This window comes from Salinispirillum marinum (assembly GCF_042650105.1).
Taxonomy (GTDB): domain Bacteria; phylum Pseudomonadota; class Gammaproteobacteria; order Pseudomonadales; family Natronospirillaceae; genus Salinispirillum; species Salinispirillum marinum.
This window is the reverse complement of record NZ_JBHSAL010000005.1, coordinates 133,607-147,559: the sequence shown is the minus strand read 5'-3', so window position 1 is coordinate 147,559 and position 13,953 is coordinate 133,607. Positions and strand designations below refer to the sequence as shown.

The window sequence follows — 13,953 nt, the reverse complement described above, 5'->3', positions numbered from 1 at the left end:
TAGGGCCTTTCGAGAGGCGTATGCGCCCTGGATGGGCGCATCCGAGCCCCCATGGATGGGTTTACGGCGTCCGCTCGAAAGGCCCTAGGTGCCAGCAATGCTATCCGCTGACGAAGGATAGATGATGTAATGAAACCGATCATATGCCTTATGGGGCCCACGGCATCGGGGAAGACCGGATTGGCCGTGGAGCTGGCGAAGCAACTGGATGGCGAGGTGATTTCGGTGGATTCCGCCTTGGTCTATCGCGGTATGGACATCGGCACGGCAAAGCCGACGGCCAAAGAACAGCAGGGCATCCCGCATCATCTGTTGGATATTATTGACCCCAGCGAAAGCTATTCTGTCAGCGCTTTTCGTGATGACGCCATGGCGCTGATTAAAGACATCACGGCCCGTGGCAAACAGCCTATTTTAGCGGGCGGCACCATGCTGTATTTTCGCGGGTTGCTCTCCAATCTGGCGCCCTTGCCGCCCGCTCAGGCGGAGTTGCGCGCCGACTTGGAACGGCGGGGAGAGCAGAAAGGTTGGGCCAGCCTGCACGCCGAACTGACGCGCCTAGACCCTGACGCGGCCGCCGGTATTCACCCCAATAACCGACAACGCCTGGTCCGGGCGCTGGAAGTCTGTCTCAGTACAGGACAGCCCCTCAGTGCCTTATGGCAAGAAAAAGCACCCATGCTCCCGGCCGGTGAAGTCGCCCCCGACTTTCCTTGGCCAGTGGCGCAATTCGCGGTACAGCCGCTCGAACGCACGACCTTGCACCAGCGCATTGAACAACGCTTTGACGCCATGTTAGCGCAAGGATTTGAAGCAGAAGTGCGTGCGTTGTACGAACGCGGTGACCTACACGTCAATCACCCGTCAATACGCTGTGTTGGCTATCGACAAATGTGGGACTATATTAGTGGTAACCTGAGTTGGGATGAGATGAGAGCACAAGGTTTGGCAGCAACACGCCAACTGGCGAAACGACAGCTTACGTGGTTGCGGGGCTGGCGCAACCTGACGAGCTTTGATACTCTTTCGCCCAATCTGAGAGCGGAAGTCGTAGCAAGACTTAACGAGATAACACGACAAGATTACGTTTAGTGCCAGTGGATTTATCTAGGGGCGAGCCTTCTCTCGCGGTTAGAACACTGAATACAGGGTAGGTCGTCCAAAGAGGGCGAATGGCCGAGGGTGCCTCGCAGTCGATACGCTGAAGGGCATCACCCTGATAACTATTACAATAACTGAGGAGTATACGATGTCCAAAGGACAGAGCCTTCAGGATCCTTATCTGAATTTCCTGCGTAAAGAGCGCATCCCTGTATCCATTTTCCTGGTGAACGGGATCAAGCTGCAAGGCCAGATAGAGTCCTTCGACCAATTTGTCATTCTGTTGAAAAATACGGTATCGCAAATGGTGTACAAGCATGCAATTTCCACCGTAGTGCCATCGCGCCCGGTGAAGTTGCCTTATGACGGCGAAGATGACGAAGCGGAAGCCTAGTCTGGAGTTATTGATTGTTTTTTGAACGTGCCCAAGGTGGGGACCGCGCAGTTTTGGTCCACATCGACTTCCCTGAGGGTGACGACCGAGAGGATGCCGCTGAGTTTGTCGAATTGGTCAGCTCAGCAGGCGCCGATCCTGTAACACTCATCACTGGCAAACGCTCTGTTCGCCATCCCAAATTATTTGTTGGTTCCGGCAAGGCTGAAGAGATCAAAGCAGCCGTTAAGGCGCATGAAGCCGATGTTGTGCTGTTTAATCATGCCTTATCGCCCAGTCAAGAGCGCAATTTAGAGCGTCTCATCGAATGTCGAGTCCTCGACCGGACAGGGCTGATTCTGGATATCTTTGCCCAACGCGCCCGTACGCATGCCGGTAAATTGCAAGTTGAATTGGCGCAGTTGCAATATCAGTCCACGCGCTTGGTGCGGGGTTGGACCCACCTTGAGCGACAAAAGGGTGGTATTGGCCTCCGCGGCCCCGGTGAAACGCAGCTCGAAACCGACCGCCGACTCTTGCGTGAGCGCATTGGTAGCATCCAAAAGCGGCTCGAAAAGGTAGAGCGCACGCGCGATCAAGGCCGCAGGGCGCGCCAGCGCTCGGATACACCTACGGTTGCCATCGTGGGCTATACCAACGCCGGTAAAAGCACCTTGTTCAATGCCTTGACCGACGCTGACGTGTACGCCGCTGATCAGATGTTTGCGACCCTTGATCCGACGTTACGCAAGCTAAAAGTGGACGACATGGGCGAAGTTATTCTGGCCGATACGGTTGGTTTTATTCGCCATTTACCGCATAAATTGGTGGAGGCCTTCAAAGCCACCTTGCAGGAAACGGCCGAGGCCGATCTGTTATTGCATGTCATTGATTGTGCCGCCGAAGAACGCGATGCCAACATCGAGCAAGTAAACGAAGTGTTAAGCGAACTGGCAGTGGATGAAACCCCCACCGTGTTAGTGTTTAATAAGGTCGATTTATTGGGTAAACCGCCACAAATTGATTACGATGCAGAAGGTCGCCCGGCAGCGGTTTGGCTTTCGGCCTTGGATAAGTCGGGTTTTGAGTTGTTGCGCAAAGCGATTGCGGCGTGGTTGGGCGACGAGTTGTTCATTGGTGAAGTTGCCATACCACCTCGTTGGTCGGCTTTACGGGCTCAATTGTTTGCCGCGGACGCGGTACAAAAAGAAGATTATGACGAGTCTGGAAACACCGTACTACGTATACGCTTACAGAAGAAAGATTTTCAACGGATGTTGACGCGCTGTGGCATTGCACAAGATGCTTTCATTGCGCCGCCAACGAAAGAGTTTTTTGAACGTTAATGATGATAATCGGAGAGAACCATGGCGTGGAACGAACCGCCTGATAACCAGCGCAACGATCAGGATCCTTGGGGTCGTCGACAAAACGGCAAGCAAGATGGTCCGCCAGATCTCGATCAGTTGATTGGTGATTGGACGAAAAAGATCAACCAATGGCTCAGTGGCAATAAACGGGGCGGCAACCAAGGTGGTAATCAAGGTGGCTCGGGTGGTGGTCAGCCTGGCAGTGCCAAAGGGCTATGGCTGGCTGCAGTCGTCGTTCTTTTGGGTGCAGGCTTGTACAACGCCTTCTACACCCTGGATGAACAGGAGCGGGGCGTAGTGCTGCGCTTTGGTAATTTCTACAAAATGGAAATGCCAGGTCTGCGCTTCAAGCTGCCGTTGATCGACCAAGTAGAGAAGGTCAATGTCACCAATTTACGCTCTTACGCTTATCAAGGTTTGATGCTGACCGAAGACGACAACATCGTGGACGTGTCGATGACGGTGCAGTATCTGGCGTCGGATGCGCGCGCCTTTGCCTTAAACGTACGTTCGCCCGAACGTAGCTTGGAAGATGCTGCCAACGCTGCCTTGCGTCATGAGGTAGGTAGTTTGGCGATGGATCAAGTGTTAACTGCGGGTCGTACGGCGCTGGCGGATGGTGTGCGCCAACGTCTGCAAAGCTATATCGACGAATATGGCTCGGGTATTACCATCAGTGCGGTCAACATCCGCGAAGCGCAGGCGCCCAACCCGGTGCGTGATGCCTTTGATGATGTGATCCGGGCACGTGAAGACGAGCAACGGGTGATCAACCAGGCGCAAGCCTACGCCAACCAGGTGATTCCCGAAGCGCGTGGTGCGGCCCAGCGGCAATTAGAGGAAGCAGCGGCCTATCGGGCGCAGCTAGTCTCTACTGCCGAAGGTGATGCAGCGCGTTTCCTGAGTCTTTATAACGAATACGCGCAGGCGCCAGAAGTCACGCGTGAACGTTTGTATCTGGAGACCCTGTCGGCCATTTACGGTGACGCGAACAAAGTCTTGCTGGACGTGCGCGAAGGCAGCAACAACATGATGTATCTGCCGTTAGATCGTATTGCCGGTGGCAATGCCGGAGCGGCGGGACTGACGGATACGGATTTACGCCGTATTACCGATGAACTTGAACGACGGATTCGACAGAATCCGACCCGTAACTGAGGAGGTGTGACCAATGAATAATCGCAGTTCAGTCTTATTGGTTGTGCTTGCCTTGATCGTGTTCATCGGCAGTCAATCGCTATACATCATCACGGAAAGAGAGCGCGCTGTGCAGTTGCGCTTTGGTGAAGTGGTGAACAATGATGTGCGTCCGGGCCTGCATTTCAAACTGCCCTTTGTGGACACCGTACGTCGATTTGACGGGCGAGTTCTGACCAACGTATCGCGTCCTGAGCGCTTCTTAACCGTGAACCAAGAGCCGGTCAACGTGGATGCCTTCGTGAAATGGCGTATCGTCCAGCCGCGTGATTACTACGCTGCCACGGCCGGTGACGAGCTGGCCGCGTCAGAGCGGTTGTCTGCCCTGGCGAACGATGGTCTGCGCAGCGCCTTCGGTACGCGTACGCTGTATGAAGTGGTCTCCGGTGAACGTGACCAGTTAATGCTGGAGATCCGGGATCGGGTAGACCTTTTGGGTCGTGAGGCATTGGGTGTTGAGGTTGTTGATATCCGAATTAAAGGTATCGACCTGCCGCAAGAAGTGAGCAACAACGTTTACACCCGTATGGCGACAGATCGGGAAAAATTAGCGACGGAAATCAGAGCCCGTGGTAGCGAACAGGCGGAAGGTATTCGGGCTAACGCCGATCGTCAGCGTACGGAGATTGTAGCGAATGCCTTCCGGCAAGCTCAGATCACCCGCGGTGAAGGCGATGCGATCGCTGCCCAAGTGTATGCGCAGGCATTCTCCCAGGATGAGGAGTTCTACTCCTTCTGGCGGAGCTTGCAGGCTTATCGGGATTCCTTCGGAACGGGTGACCTTCTCGTGTTGGAACCGCAAAGCGAGTTCTTCCAATACTTGAACGATGGCTTAGGCGGTCGTCGCTAGAACGCTAGCGACTTCTCGGCAAAGCGTTTATACTTCCGCAAACCGGGCAGAGTCCCGGTTTTTTTATGTTCTGACGGTTGTGAGTGCTATGAACAACACTGATCGTTGGCTTCTGCCTGATGCTATTGAAGAAGTCCAGCCACCGATGGCGACGCATGTAGAAGCGCTACGTCGGCGCACCCTAGATCTCTTTCAAACGTGGGGCTATGAGCAGGTGATGCCGCCGCAAGCCGAGTTTCTTGAGAGCTTGCAGACCGGGCTGGGCAATGACTTAGATTTGCTGACTTTCAAAGTGACCGATCAATTGTCCGGCCGCTTATTGGGGATCAGTCCGGATCTTACCCAGCAAGTGGCGCGGATGGATGCGCACAGTATTGGACGCATGGGCGTAGCCCGTTATTGTTATTGCGCACCGGTATTGCATGCGCGCAAATCCTCTTTGCTATCATCGCGCAACCCGCTGCAAGTGGGTGCGGAAATCTATGGCAGTTCAGAATTGTCGGCGGATATAGAGGTTATCTGTTTAATGGTTGCCTTGGCGCAGTCGTTGGGTTTGGACTCGCTGACTTTAGATATTGGCCATGTCTCCATTTATCATGCCGTGATTGATGCCCTAGCGCTGAATGATACGCAGCGTGCAGAGCTGTACGGGCTGATGCGTCAGCGTGCCCTGCCGGAGTTAAAGGCTTGGGTGCATGCCAATGTCGCTGACCCCGAAGCGCAGGCGTTGTTGATGGATATGCCAACGTGGTCGGGTTCTGTTGAGTTGTTACATGATTTGACATCGCGTTTGGCGCAATATCAGGTTGAGTCTCAACTGACGGCCTTGCAGGATCTGTTGGCGGTATTGCAACAACGTCATCCTGAAGTGCGTTTGCACCTCGACTTAGCAGAACTGCGGGACTACAACTATCATACGGGTCTGGTGTTTTCGTTGTTTCATAAAGAACACGGGCATGCCATCGCCAAAGGTGGTCGTTATGACGATACCGGTGCGGCCTATGGGCGAAGCCGACCGGCGACGGGTTTCTCAGCGGATTTGAAAACCCTGGGCAGTTTGACCGACCCCGGCCTGCGCCAAGTACGGCGGAGAATTTACGCGCCGGTGGGCGCCGATGCCAGTTTGCAGCAGACCGTAGAGCAGCTCCGTGGTGAAGGTGCGGTGGTGGTGCAAGGGTTCAGTGGTGAGCCGGCTGAAGCAAAAGAATTGAATTGTTCACATCGGCTGGAGACCTTGTCAGGAACCTGGCAAGTCGTTGCGGTGTGACGTTGAGTATTCGTCTAATTTCTCTTATTTGATTACTGAAAAGGTTAGTGCAACTCATGGGTAAGAACGTCGTAGTTCTCGGAACGCAGTGGGGCGATGAAGGCAAGGGTAAAATTGTTGACCTGATGACCGACGAAGCCAAGGCCGTTGTCCGCTATCAGGGCGGCCATAACGCAGGCCATACCTTGGTGATTGACGGCGAAAAAACCGTCTTGCATTTGATCCCATCCGGCATCCTGCGGGAACACGTTACCTGCATCATCGGCAATGGCGTCGTCGTGGCACCGGATGCCTTGCTAAAAGAAATGGCCATGCTGGAAAGTAAGGGTGTGCCGGTTCGTGAGCGCCTTCGTGTGAGCTTGGCGTGTCCGCTGATTCTGCCCTATCACGTTGCTTTAGATCAGGCGCGGGAAGTACGCCGTGGTGCTAAAGCCATTGGTACAACAGGGCGCGGTATTGGCCCTGCCTATGAAGATAAGGTCGCGCGTCGTGCGGTGAAACTGGGCGATCTCTACCGTCCGGAGATCTTCCGCGAGAAATTAACCGAAGTGTTGGACTACCATAATTTCACGTTGACGCAATACTATGGTCAGCCTGCGTTATCGGTTGATCAGGTCTTCGACGATGCTATGGCATGGGCCGCCCAGATTAAAGATTTAGCCTGCGACACCGTCGACCTGATTCATCAATTCAGAACCAGCGGTGCCAACATCATGTTTGAAGGCGCGCAGGGATCATTGCTGGATATTGACCACGGTACCTATCCGTATGTCACCTCATCAAACACCACCGCAGGCGGTGTAGCCACTGGCTCGGGTGTTGGTCCTTTGTATTTAGACTACGTGTTGGGTATCACCAAAGCTTATACCACGCGCGTGGGCGGTGGTCCGTTCCCAACCGAATTGTTGAATGAAACCGGTGCTGGTTTGGCGCAGCGCGGACATGAATTTGGTTCTACGACAGGTCGGGCGCGTCGTTGCGGTTGGTTTGATGCCGTCGCAGTGCGTCATGCCATTCAGATCAATTCCATTTCGGGCATCTGCTTGACCAAGTTGGATGTGATGGACGGCATGGACGAAGTGAACGTTTGTGTCGGCTATAAAGACAAAGATGGCAACCCGATGACGGTGCCTGCCGAGTCGGAAGGATTTGAACAAGTCGTTCCGGTGTATGAAACCTTGCCGGGCTGGAAAGAAAGCACCGTTGGCGCAAAATCCGTCGATGCACTGCCCGCCAATGCACGGGCCTATATCGCCTATATTGAAAAAGTCGTGGGTGCGCCCATCGACATCATCTCAACCGGGCCTGACCGCAGCGAAACCATCGTTTTGCGGCATGCGTTCGCGGTGTAAACCCGATCGGAGATCGGTTGAGTCCTATTGAATGTCCGGCGCGTTGGCTAAGGCACTGCCTTGTGTGCCAATGCGCCGGACCAGAGTACAAACCTGTACTCTGTTTGTGTGAGGACATTTCCCATGGGAAAGAAAAAGAATAAAGATCCCTTTGCTGAGCGGGAAGCCCAGCGCTATGACAACCCCGTCCCCAGTCGTGAATTCCTGCTGGATTTACTGCAAACCCGTGGCACACCGGCCACGCATCCGGAATTGGTCGCTGAACTCGGTCTGACCACAGAAGATGAGGTCGAGGCATTACGCCGACGGCTCATTGCCATGGTGCGTGATGGTCAGGTGATTTGCTCGCGGCAAGGGGCTTATGGCCTTATTGATCGAATGAGCCTGATTCGTGGTCGGGTGCAAGGCCACCCCGATGGCCATGGTTTGTTGATTCCCGATCAGGGTGGCGAAGCCATCAGCCTGTCGCATCGCCAAATGCGCGGTTGTTTTGATGGTGACCGTGCCGTGGTGCGTACCACCAGTCGCGACCACCGGGGCCGGATGGAAGGCCATATTGTTGAGGTGATCGAACGCAATACCCATTTTGTGGTCGGTCGTTATCACAGCGAATCCGGCGTGGCTTATGTATTGCCGGAAAATCGCCGGTTATCGCATGATGTATTGATTCCACCGGGTAAAGCGGGTGGCGCCGAAACGGGTGACATCGTTTCTGCTCGCATAACCGATCAACCCGACGTGCGACGGCAACCACTGGGTGAAGTCACTGAGGTGCTGGGCCGCGCCATGGCGCCCGGCATGGAAATTGATATTGCTGTTCGCAGTCATGGCATTCCTTATGAATGGCCGGAAGACGTTATACGCCAGTTGGATTCACTCCCGGACGAAGTGCAAGCCAGTGATTTGAAAGGGCGTGTCGACTTACGCGATCGTCCGTTTGTGACCATTGACGGTGAAGATGCTCGTGACTTCGACGATGCTATCTGTGTCGCCAAACGCCCCGGCGGTTGGAAACTTTGGGTTGCTATTGCCGATGTCAGCCACTATGTCCGCGTGGGCAGTGCGCTCGACAAAGAAGCAGAGCTGCGCGCCACCTCGGTGTATTTCCCCGAGCGCGTTATCCCCATGCTGCCGGAGAAGTTATCGAACGGTCTGTGTTCGCTGAACCCGGCCGTGGATCGCTTGACGCTGGTGTGCGAAATGCTCATCAAAGAAGACGGTGAAATCGAAGGCTATCGTTTTTATGAAGCGGTGATTTGGAGCCAAGCTCGCCTGACCTACAGCTCGGTCTGGGATTGGATGCAAGGTGACGATGCCGCCGTTCATAACCGTATTCAAGGTGACGAAGCCAAGGTTATTCGATCATTAACACAAGCGGTGGAATTGTATGAAGCACTGCGGCGCGCTCGGGCGCGTCGGGGCGCGATGGATATAGAAACGGTCGAACCCCGCATTATTTTCGGGGCCGACAAGAAAATTGAGCGCATTGAGCCCTATGCGCGTAATGACGCCCATAAGATCATCGAAGAATGTATGTTGGCTGCCAATACCTGTACCGGTGAGTTTTTAGACCGCTCCGAGTTGCCTGCGCTTTATCGCGTACATGATGTTCCGTCGGCTGAGCGTTTGGAAAATTTGCGTGCGTATTTGGCAGAATTGGGCTTGGCGTTGCGCGGTGGCTTGGAGCCAGCACCGGCCGATTATCGTGAGTTGATGGAACAGATTCATGATCGGGCAGACCATGACATCATTCAAAGTATGATCTTGCGCAGCATGTGCCAAGCGGTCTATCAGCCGGAAAACTTGGGTCACTTTGGTTTGGCGTACGATGCCTATGCGCACTTTACCTCGCCCATTCGCCGTTACCCCGATTTGTTGGTGCACCGGGCCTTGCGTGGCCTGATCTACAGCGGGCGGCGCATCAGCCAGTTGAAGCGCACCAAAGATACGCCACAGGTTAAGCTGGAGAAAAGCTACCCCTATTCGGAAGAACGCATGATCGCGTTGGGTGAGCACTGTTCACACTGTGAACGTCGTGCCGATGACGCCACGCGTGATGTGATTTCCTGGCTTAAATGCGAGTTTATGCAGGAGCGCATCGGTGAAGTGTTGAACGGCAAAATAACCGCCGTTTTAGGCTTTGGTTTCTTCGTACAGTTGGATGACTTTTGGGTAGACGGTTTAGTACATGTGACAGCGCTGGCGCGTGACTACTACGTGTTTGATGCCGCCAAACAACGCTTGGTCGGCGAGCGAACTCGGGTGGTGCATGCCTTGGGTGATGCGGTGCAGGTAAGGGTAGCGCGCGTGTCCTTGGATGACCGGAAAATCGACTTTGAGATGGTCGACGGTGATAGCAACAGCAAGAAACGGCGTGCCGACGCCGAGCCGGTCAGAGCTGAACCGTCAAAGCGCAAGAAGAAAGCACAGAAGCCGGTCGCCAGCCGTAAGAAGAAACGTGCGCCACGACCGTTCTGATACTCACGTTTCGGAGTTCGAACGAATGGCGCGTTGATTACCGGCAGTCGACTGAGATCACCAGCATGTGATGTGTAACTATAGATCTAGGTAAAGCAATTATGTCAGCCATCGCCGGTATTCATGCCGTCAGTGCCGCGTTAGAACAACACCCTGAACGGGTGAAAGAAGTCTTGGTGAACGCGAGTCGGCAAGACAAGCGCACGCAGCGCATTATCGAGCAAGCCCGCGCGGTTGGCGTGCGTTTTGATTTGGTGCAGCCTGCTGCGTTCAATCAGCGGCTACAAAAGCTTGAACTGGGCGACATCAACCATCAAGGTGTCGTTGCCATTGTGCACGCCATAACGCCGAAAGATGAACATTTTCTGTGGCAATTGTTAGATGCAACCACCGACCCGCTGCTTTTGATATTGGACGGCGTGACCGATCCACACAATCTGGGCGCCTGCTTACGTACCGCCGACGCCGCGGGTGTCGCGGCGGTCATCGTGCCAAAGAACCGCTCTGCAGGCTTAACGCCAGTAGTGGTGAAAGTCGCCAGCGGCGCCGCCGAACAAGTGCCTCTGGTACTGGTGACCAATTTAGCGCGCACCATGGCCGAGCTGCGCGAACGTGGCGTCTGGTTAACAGGAACGGCAGGGGAAACGGAATCGTTGATTTATGACGCTAACCTCAAGGGTGCCACCGGCATCGTTATGGGTGCTGAAGGCGAAGGTATGCGGCGCTTAACCCGCGAGCATTGTGACCTGTTGGTTAAAATTCCCATGGTGGGTACGGTGAGCAGCTTGAATGTTTCCGTGGCAGCAGGGGTATGCCTTTACGAAGCTCTTCGTCAGCGGCAATAGCTTGCATCGCAAGCCCTTTTCCCCTATTATCCGCCGCCCCGGATACAAACTGATATTCATCGTGCGTTCTCCTTACCTTACGGCGGACCGGGACGTTGAAGGTTGTTGAACCCGAAAGGAGCATTTATGCGTCATTACGAAATCGTATTACTGGTCCATCCGGATCAGAGCGAGCAAGTACCTGCGATGGTTGAGCGTTATACCTCTTTAGTCGCGGAAAACGGTGGTCAAACCCACCGTCAAGAAGACTGGGGTCGCCGTCAATTGGCTTTCTCTATTCAGAAAGTACACAAAGCACACTATGTTTTACTGAACATTGAGTGCGACAACGCCACCATCGAAGATCTGAAGTCGACCTTCCGTTTCAACGACGCCATCATCCGTAGTCTGGTGATTCGTCGTGACGAAGCTGTCACTGAAGCATCACCTATGATGAAAGAAGTGGAAGCGAAAGAAGCGCGTAAGAGCTACGACTCGCCACGTCGTTATGACAATGACGACAACAGCAATGACGACAACGACGACGATGCTGACGAAGAAGTCAGTGCCGAAGCGCGTGAAGAAGTCTAATCAGATCGAATTCAGGAGAATAAACCATGGCTCGTTTTTTTCGTCGCCGTAAGTTTTGTCGCTTTACCGCCGAAGGCGTTAAAGAAATCGACTACAAAGATGTCGAAACATTGAAAGGCTATGTCAGTGAAACTGGCAAAATCGTTCCTAGCCGTATCACGGGTACTCGTGCTCGCTACCAGCGTCAGCTGGGCACTGCGATCAAGCGCGCTCGTTTTCTGGCTCTGTTGCCTTACTCTGATCGTCACGAGTAAGCCAGGCCAAGTGCCAACGTTTTAACGGTCAGTCATGGCGTGTTGCGACACGCCTAATAAGAGGAATTTAAGATGGATGTCATCTTGCTTGAAAAAGTCGGCAGAGTCGGCGGCCTAGGCGATAAAGTCAGCGTCAAGGCAGGTTACGGTCGTAACTACCTGATCCCACAGGGTAAGGCAGTTGCTGCAACCAAAGAAAACATTGAAACCTTTTCTGCACGTCGTGCTGAACTGGAAAAAGCGGCAAACGATAAGTTGGCTGCAGCGCAAGCGCGTGCGGCGCAATTGGCTGAATTGGAATTGACCATCGCTGTCCGTGCGGGCGACGAAGGCAAATTGTTCGGTTCAATCGGCACTCGTGATCTGGCTGATGTAATTTCTTCTTCTGGTGTTGAAGTCACTAAGAGCGAAGTACGTTTGCCGGAAGGTGCTTTGCGTACCACTGGCGAATTCGAAATCGATTTGCAGTTGCACCCTGAAGTGGTCGCCACGGTAACGGTTATCGTGGTTCCTGAAGAGTAAGCACTCTTCTTGGTTCTAATGAACGCTCGCTGGCTTACGCCATCGGGCGTTTTTTATTTCCGTTCTTTGGGCTTTAGGCGTATGCCAGCAACGCACGACGGCATGGATGCCGGAGGTATAGCAATGAAGGAGCGATTGCCGAGGAGCAGTTTCTGGTAATGTCCATGGGTCGGTGTATTCTGGCGCGGGTGTAGGGCGTATGCCTCCGGCGCTCCACGGCAGGCCGAAAGTCGCGCCTTGAGGCATACGCCCTGCACCCACGCCGCAGCCCGTCGTTGACCATAGGACGGAAAAGCGCAGCGTCATCCGCCAGTGAAAGTTGCGAATGCCTATCCATATTTCCCCTGAGTCAGTAAGATAGCCCATCACTCAATTCAAATCAGTGCAATAAACCTGCCCCATGACGGACGAATTTAATCTCAAAACACCCCCCCACTCACTTGAAGCAGAGCAAAGCTTATTGGGTGGTTTGATGCTGGACAACCAGCGTTGGGACTCCATTGTTGAGAAAGTCAGTGCGGCCGATTTTTACCGGCCTGAACACCGCGCCATCTTTACCGCCATGGTGGGCCAGATTGAAGCGCAACAACCCATCGATGTTATTACGCTCACCGAAGAGTTAGAGCGTGCCGGGGAGCTGGAAGACGCGGGTGGGGTGCTGTATCTCACCGAGCTGGTCGAAAACGCCTCAGGTATTGGCCATTTAGACGCTTATGCGGACATCGTGCGTGAGCGCGCGTTGTTGCGCAGACTGATCGATGTCGCGCAAACCATCGCAGCAGGAGCCTATGAGCCGGAAGGGCGCACGGCCGAAGAGTTGGTGGATGAGGCTGAACGGGCGGTGTTTCAAATTGCCGAAGACCGGCCTTCGGAATCCGGGCCTGTCATGGTCAAGGATATCCTGAAAACCACACTGAAGCGCATTGATGAGCTGTCCCACTCCGATAGCCCGATCACCGGCTTGAGCACCGGCTTTGAAAAACTCGATAACATGACCACCGGATTGCAGCCCGGCGACCTGATCATCGTGGCTGCGAGGCCCTCGATGGGCAAAACGACCTTCGCTATGAACTTAGTTGAGTCGGCCTTGATGTTCAGCGACAAGCCGGTGATTGTATTCTCCTTGGAGATGCCGGGCGAGCAGTTGATCCAACGGATGCTGTCGTCTTTAGGGCGTATTAATCAAACCAAGGTACGTACCGGTAAGCTCGAAGCGGATGATTGGGACAAGCTGACCAATGCGGTGAATAAACTGCATGACCGGCCTCTGTTCATTGACGATACGGCCGGTATTTCGCCATCTGAAATGCGCGCTCGGACACGCCGCTTGATTCGGGAGCATGGTGAGCCAGCATTGATCATGGTCGACTATTTGCAGTTAATGAAAATCAAGGGCTTTACCGAAGGCCGTACCAATGAGATTTCCGAGATTTCGCGGTCGTTAAAGGCCATTGCCAAAGAATTCAAATGCCCGGTGGTCGCATTGTCGCAGTTGAACCGCAGCCTAGAGCAGCGGCCGAATAAACGCCCGGTGAATTCCGACTTGCGGGAATCCGGCGCGATCGAGCAGGATGCCGACGTGATTGCCTTTATTTACCGCGATGTGGTGTATAACCCGGATACGTCGGAGCCGAATGTGGCAGAAATCATCATCGGAAAGCAACGAAACGGCCCCATCGGGACCTGTCATCTGGCGTTTATTGGTGAGCATACACGGTTTGAAAATCTGTCCTATGACTATCAAGGTCAAGACGAATAACTTCCGGTGCAGGCG

At 54.0% G+C, this 13,953-nt stretch carries 13 protein-coding genes; all 13 read left to right on the top strand.

Annotation, left to right across the window (positions count from 1 at the left end):
- The first annotated feature begins 129 nt into the window (after nt 1-129).
- The 13 genes from miaA (at nt 130) to dnaB (ending at nt 13,938) form a co-directional block, all read left to right on the top strand.
- Complete coding sequence (gene miaA / locus ACFOSD_RS14120) at nt 130-1,092, top strand: tRNA (adenosine(37)-N6)-dimethylallyltransferase MiaA (RefSeq protein WP_380697666.1); 963 nt, start codon at nt 130-132, stop codon at nt 1,090-1,092.
- 157 nt (nt 1,093-1,249) lie between these two features.
- Nucleotides 1,250-1,495, top strand: a complete 246-nt coding sequence (gene hfq / locus ACFOSD_RS14115) for an RNA chaperone Hfq (RefSeq protein WP_380697663.1) — start codon at nt 1,250-1,252, stop codon at nt 1,493-1,495.
- Between the two features lie 14 nt (nt 1,496-1,509).
- Nucleotides 1,510-2,820, top strand: a complete 1,311-nt coding sequence (gene hflX, locus ACFOSD_RS14110; RefSeq protein WP_380697660.1) for a ribosome rescue GTPase HflX — start codon at nt 1,510-1,512, stop codon at nt 2,818-2,820.
- Between the two features lie 21 nt (nt 2,821-2,841).
- The gene (gene hflK, locus ACFOSD_RS14105; RefSeq protein WP_380697657.1) at nt 2,842-4,002 is read left to right on the top strand and encodes an FtsH protease activity modulator HflK; all 1,161 of its coding nucleotides are present in this window, start codon (nt 2,842-2,844) and stop codon (nt 4,000-4,002) included.
- Between the two features lie 13 nt (nt 4,003-4,015).
- Complete coding sequence (gene hflC / locus ACFOSD_RS14100; protein ID WP_380697654.1) at nt 4,016-4,891, top strand: protease modulator HflC; 876 nt, start codon at nt 4,016-4,018, stop codon at nt 4,889-4,891.
- 88 nt (nt 4,892-4,979) lie between these two features.
- The gene (locus tag ACFOSD_RS14095; RefSeq protein ID WP_380697651.1) at nt 4,980-6,158 is read left to right on the top strand and encodes an ATP phosphoribosyltransferase regulatory subunit; all 1,179 of its coding nucleotides are present in this window, start codon (nt 4,980-4,982) and stop codon (nt 6,156-6,158) included.
- Between the two features lie 56 nt (nt 6,159-6,214).
- On the top strand, nt 6,215-7,510 hold the full coding sequence (locus ACFOSD_RS14090; RefSeq protein WP_380697649.1) for an adenylosuccinate synthase: 1,296 nt from the start codon (nt 6,215-6,217) through the stop codon (nt 7,508-7,510).
- A gap of 123 nt (nt 7,511-7,633) precedes the next feature.
- Complete coding sequence (gene rnr, locus ACFOSD_RS14085) at nt 7,634-9,988, top strand: ribonuclease R (protein WP_380697646.1); 2,355 nt, start codon at nt 7,634-7,636, stop codon at nt 9,986-9,988.
- Between the two features lie 101 nt (nt 9,989-10,089).
- Nucleotides 10,090-10,833: a 23S rRNA (guanosine(2251)-2'-O)-methyltransferase RlmB gene (rlmB, locus tag ACFOSD_RS14080; RefSeq protein WP_380697643.1), complete on the top strand. Its 744-nt coding sequence runs from the start codon at nt 10,090-10,092 to the stop codon at nt 10,831-10,833.
- Between the two features lie 126 nt (nt 10,834-10,959).
- Nucleotides 10,960-11,403 (top strand): 30S ribosomal protein S6, encoded by a 444-nt coding sequence (gene rpsF / locus ACFOSD_RS14075; protein ID WP_380697640.1) that lies wholly within the window; start codon nt 10,960-10,962, stop codon nt 11,401-11,403.
- 26 nt (nt 11,404-11,429) lie between these two features.
- Nucleotides 11,430-11,657, top strand: a complete 228-nt coding sequence (gene rpsR, locus ACFOSD_RS14070) for a 30S ribosomal protein S18 (RefSeq protein WP_304994955.1) — start codon at nt 11,430-11,432, stop codon at nt 11,655-11,657.
- Between the two features lie 72 nt (nt 11,658-11,729).
- On the top strand, nt 11,730-12,179 hold the full coding sequence (gene rplI, locus ACFOSD_RS14065) for a 50S ribosomal protein L9 (RefSeq protein ID WP_380697636.1): 450 nt from the start codon (nt 11,730-11,732) through the stop codon (nt 12,177-12,179).
- Between the two features lie 400 nt (nt 12,180-12,579).
- Entirely contained in the window at nt 12,580-13,938 is a 1,359-nt protein-coding gene (dnaB, locus tag ACFOSD_RS14060; RefSeq protein ID WP_380697634.1) for a replicative DNA helicase, read from the top strand.
- Nucleotides 13,939-13,953: the final 15 nt, after the last annotated feature.

Bases quoted from the DNA above. Each gene is read 5' to 3' on its own strand.
- ACFOSD_RS14090 (WP_380697649.1), top strand. From the start codon at position 6,215: ATGGGTAAGAACGTCGTAGTTCTCGGAACGCAGTGGGGCGATGAAGGC.
- dnaB (WP_380697634.1), top strand. From the start codon at position 12,580: ATGACGGACGAATTTAATCTCAAAACACCCCCCCACTCACTTGAAGCA.
- rpsF (WP_380697640.1), top strand. From the start codon at position 10,960: ATGCGTCATTACGAAATCGTATTACTGGTCCATCCGGATCAGAGCGAG.
- hfq (WP_380697663.1), top strand. From the start codon at position 1,250: ATGTCCAAAGGACAGAGCCTTCAGGATCCTTATCTGAATTTCCTGCGT.
- hflK (WP_380697657.1), top strand. From the start codon at position 2,842: ATGGCGTGGAACGAACCGCCTGATAACCAGCGCAACGATCAGGATCCT.
- rnr (WP_380697646.1), top strand. From the start codon at position 7,634: ATGGGAAAGAAAAAGAATAAAGATCCCTTTGCTGAGCGGGAAGCCCAG.
- rplI (WP_380697636.1), top strand. From the start codon at position 11,730: ATGGATGTCATCTTGCTTGAAAAAGTCGGCAGAGTCGGCGGCCTAGGC.
- miaA (WP_380697666.1), top strand. From the start codon at position 130: ATGAAACCGATCATATGCCTTATGGGGCCCACGGCATCGGGGAAGACC.
- rlmB (WP_380697643.1), top strand. From the start codon at position 10,090: ATGTCAGCCATCGCCGGTATTCATGCCGTCAGTGCCGCGTTAGAACAA.
- rpsR (WP_304994955.1), top strand. From the start codon at position 11,430: ATGGCTCGTTTTTTTCGTCGCCGTAAGTTTTGTCGCTTTACCGCCGAA.
- ACFOSD_RS14095 (WP_380697651.1), top strand. From the start codon at position 4,980: ATGAACAACACTGATCGTTGGCTTCTGCCTGATGCTATTGAAGAAGTC.
- hflC (WP_380697654.1), top strand. From the start codon at position 4,016: ATGAATAATCGCAGTTCAGTCTTATTGGTTGTGCTTGCCTTGATCGTG.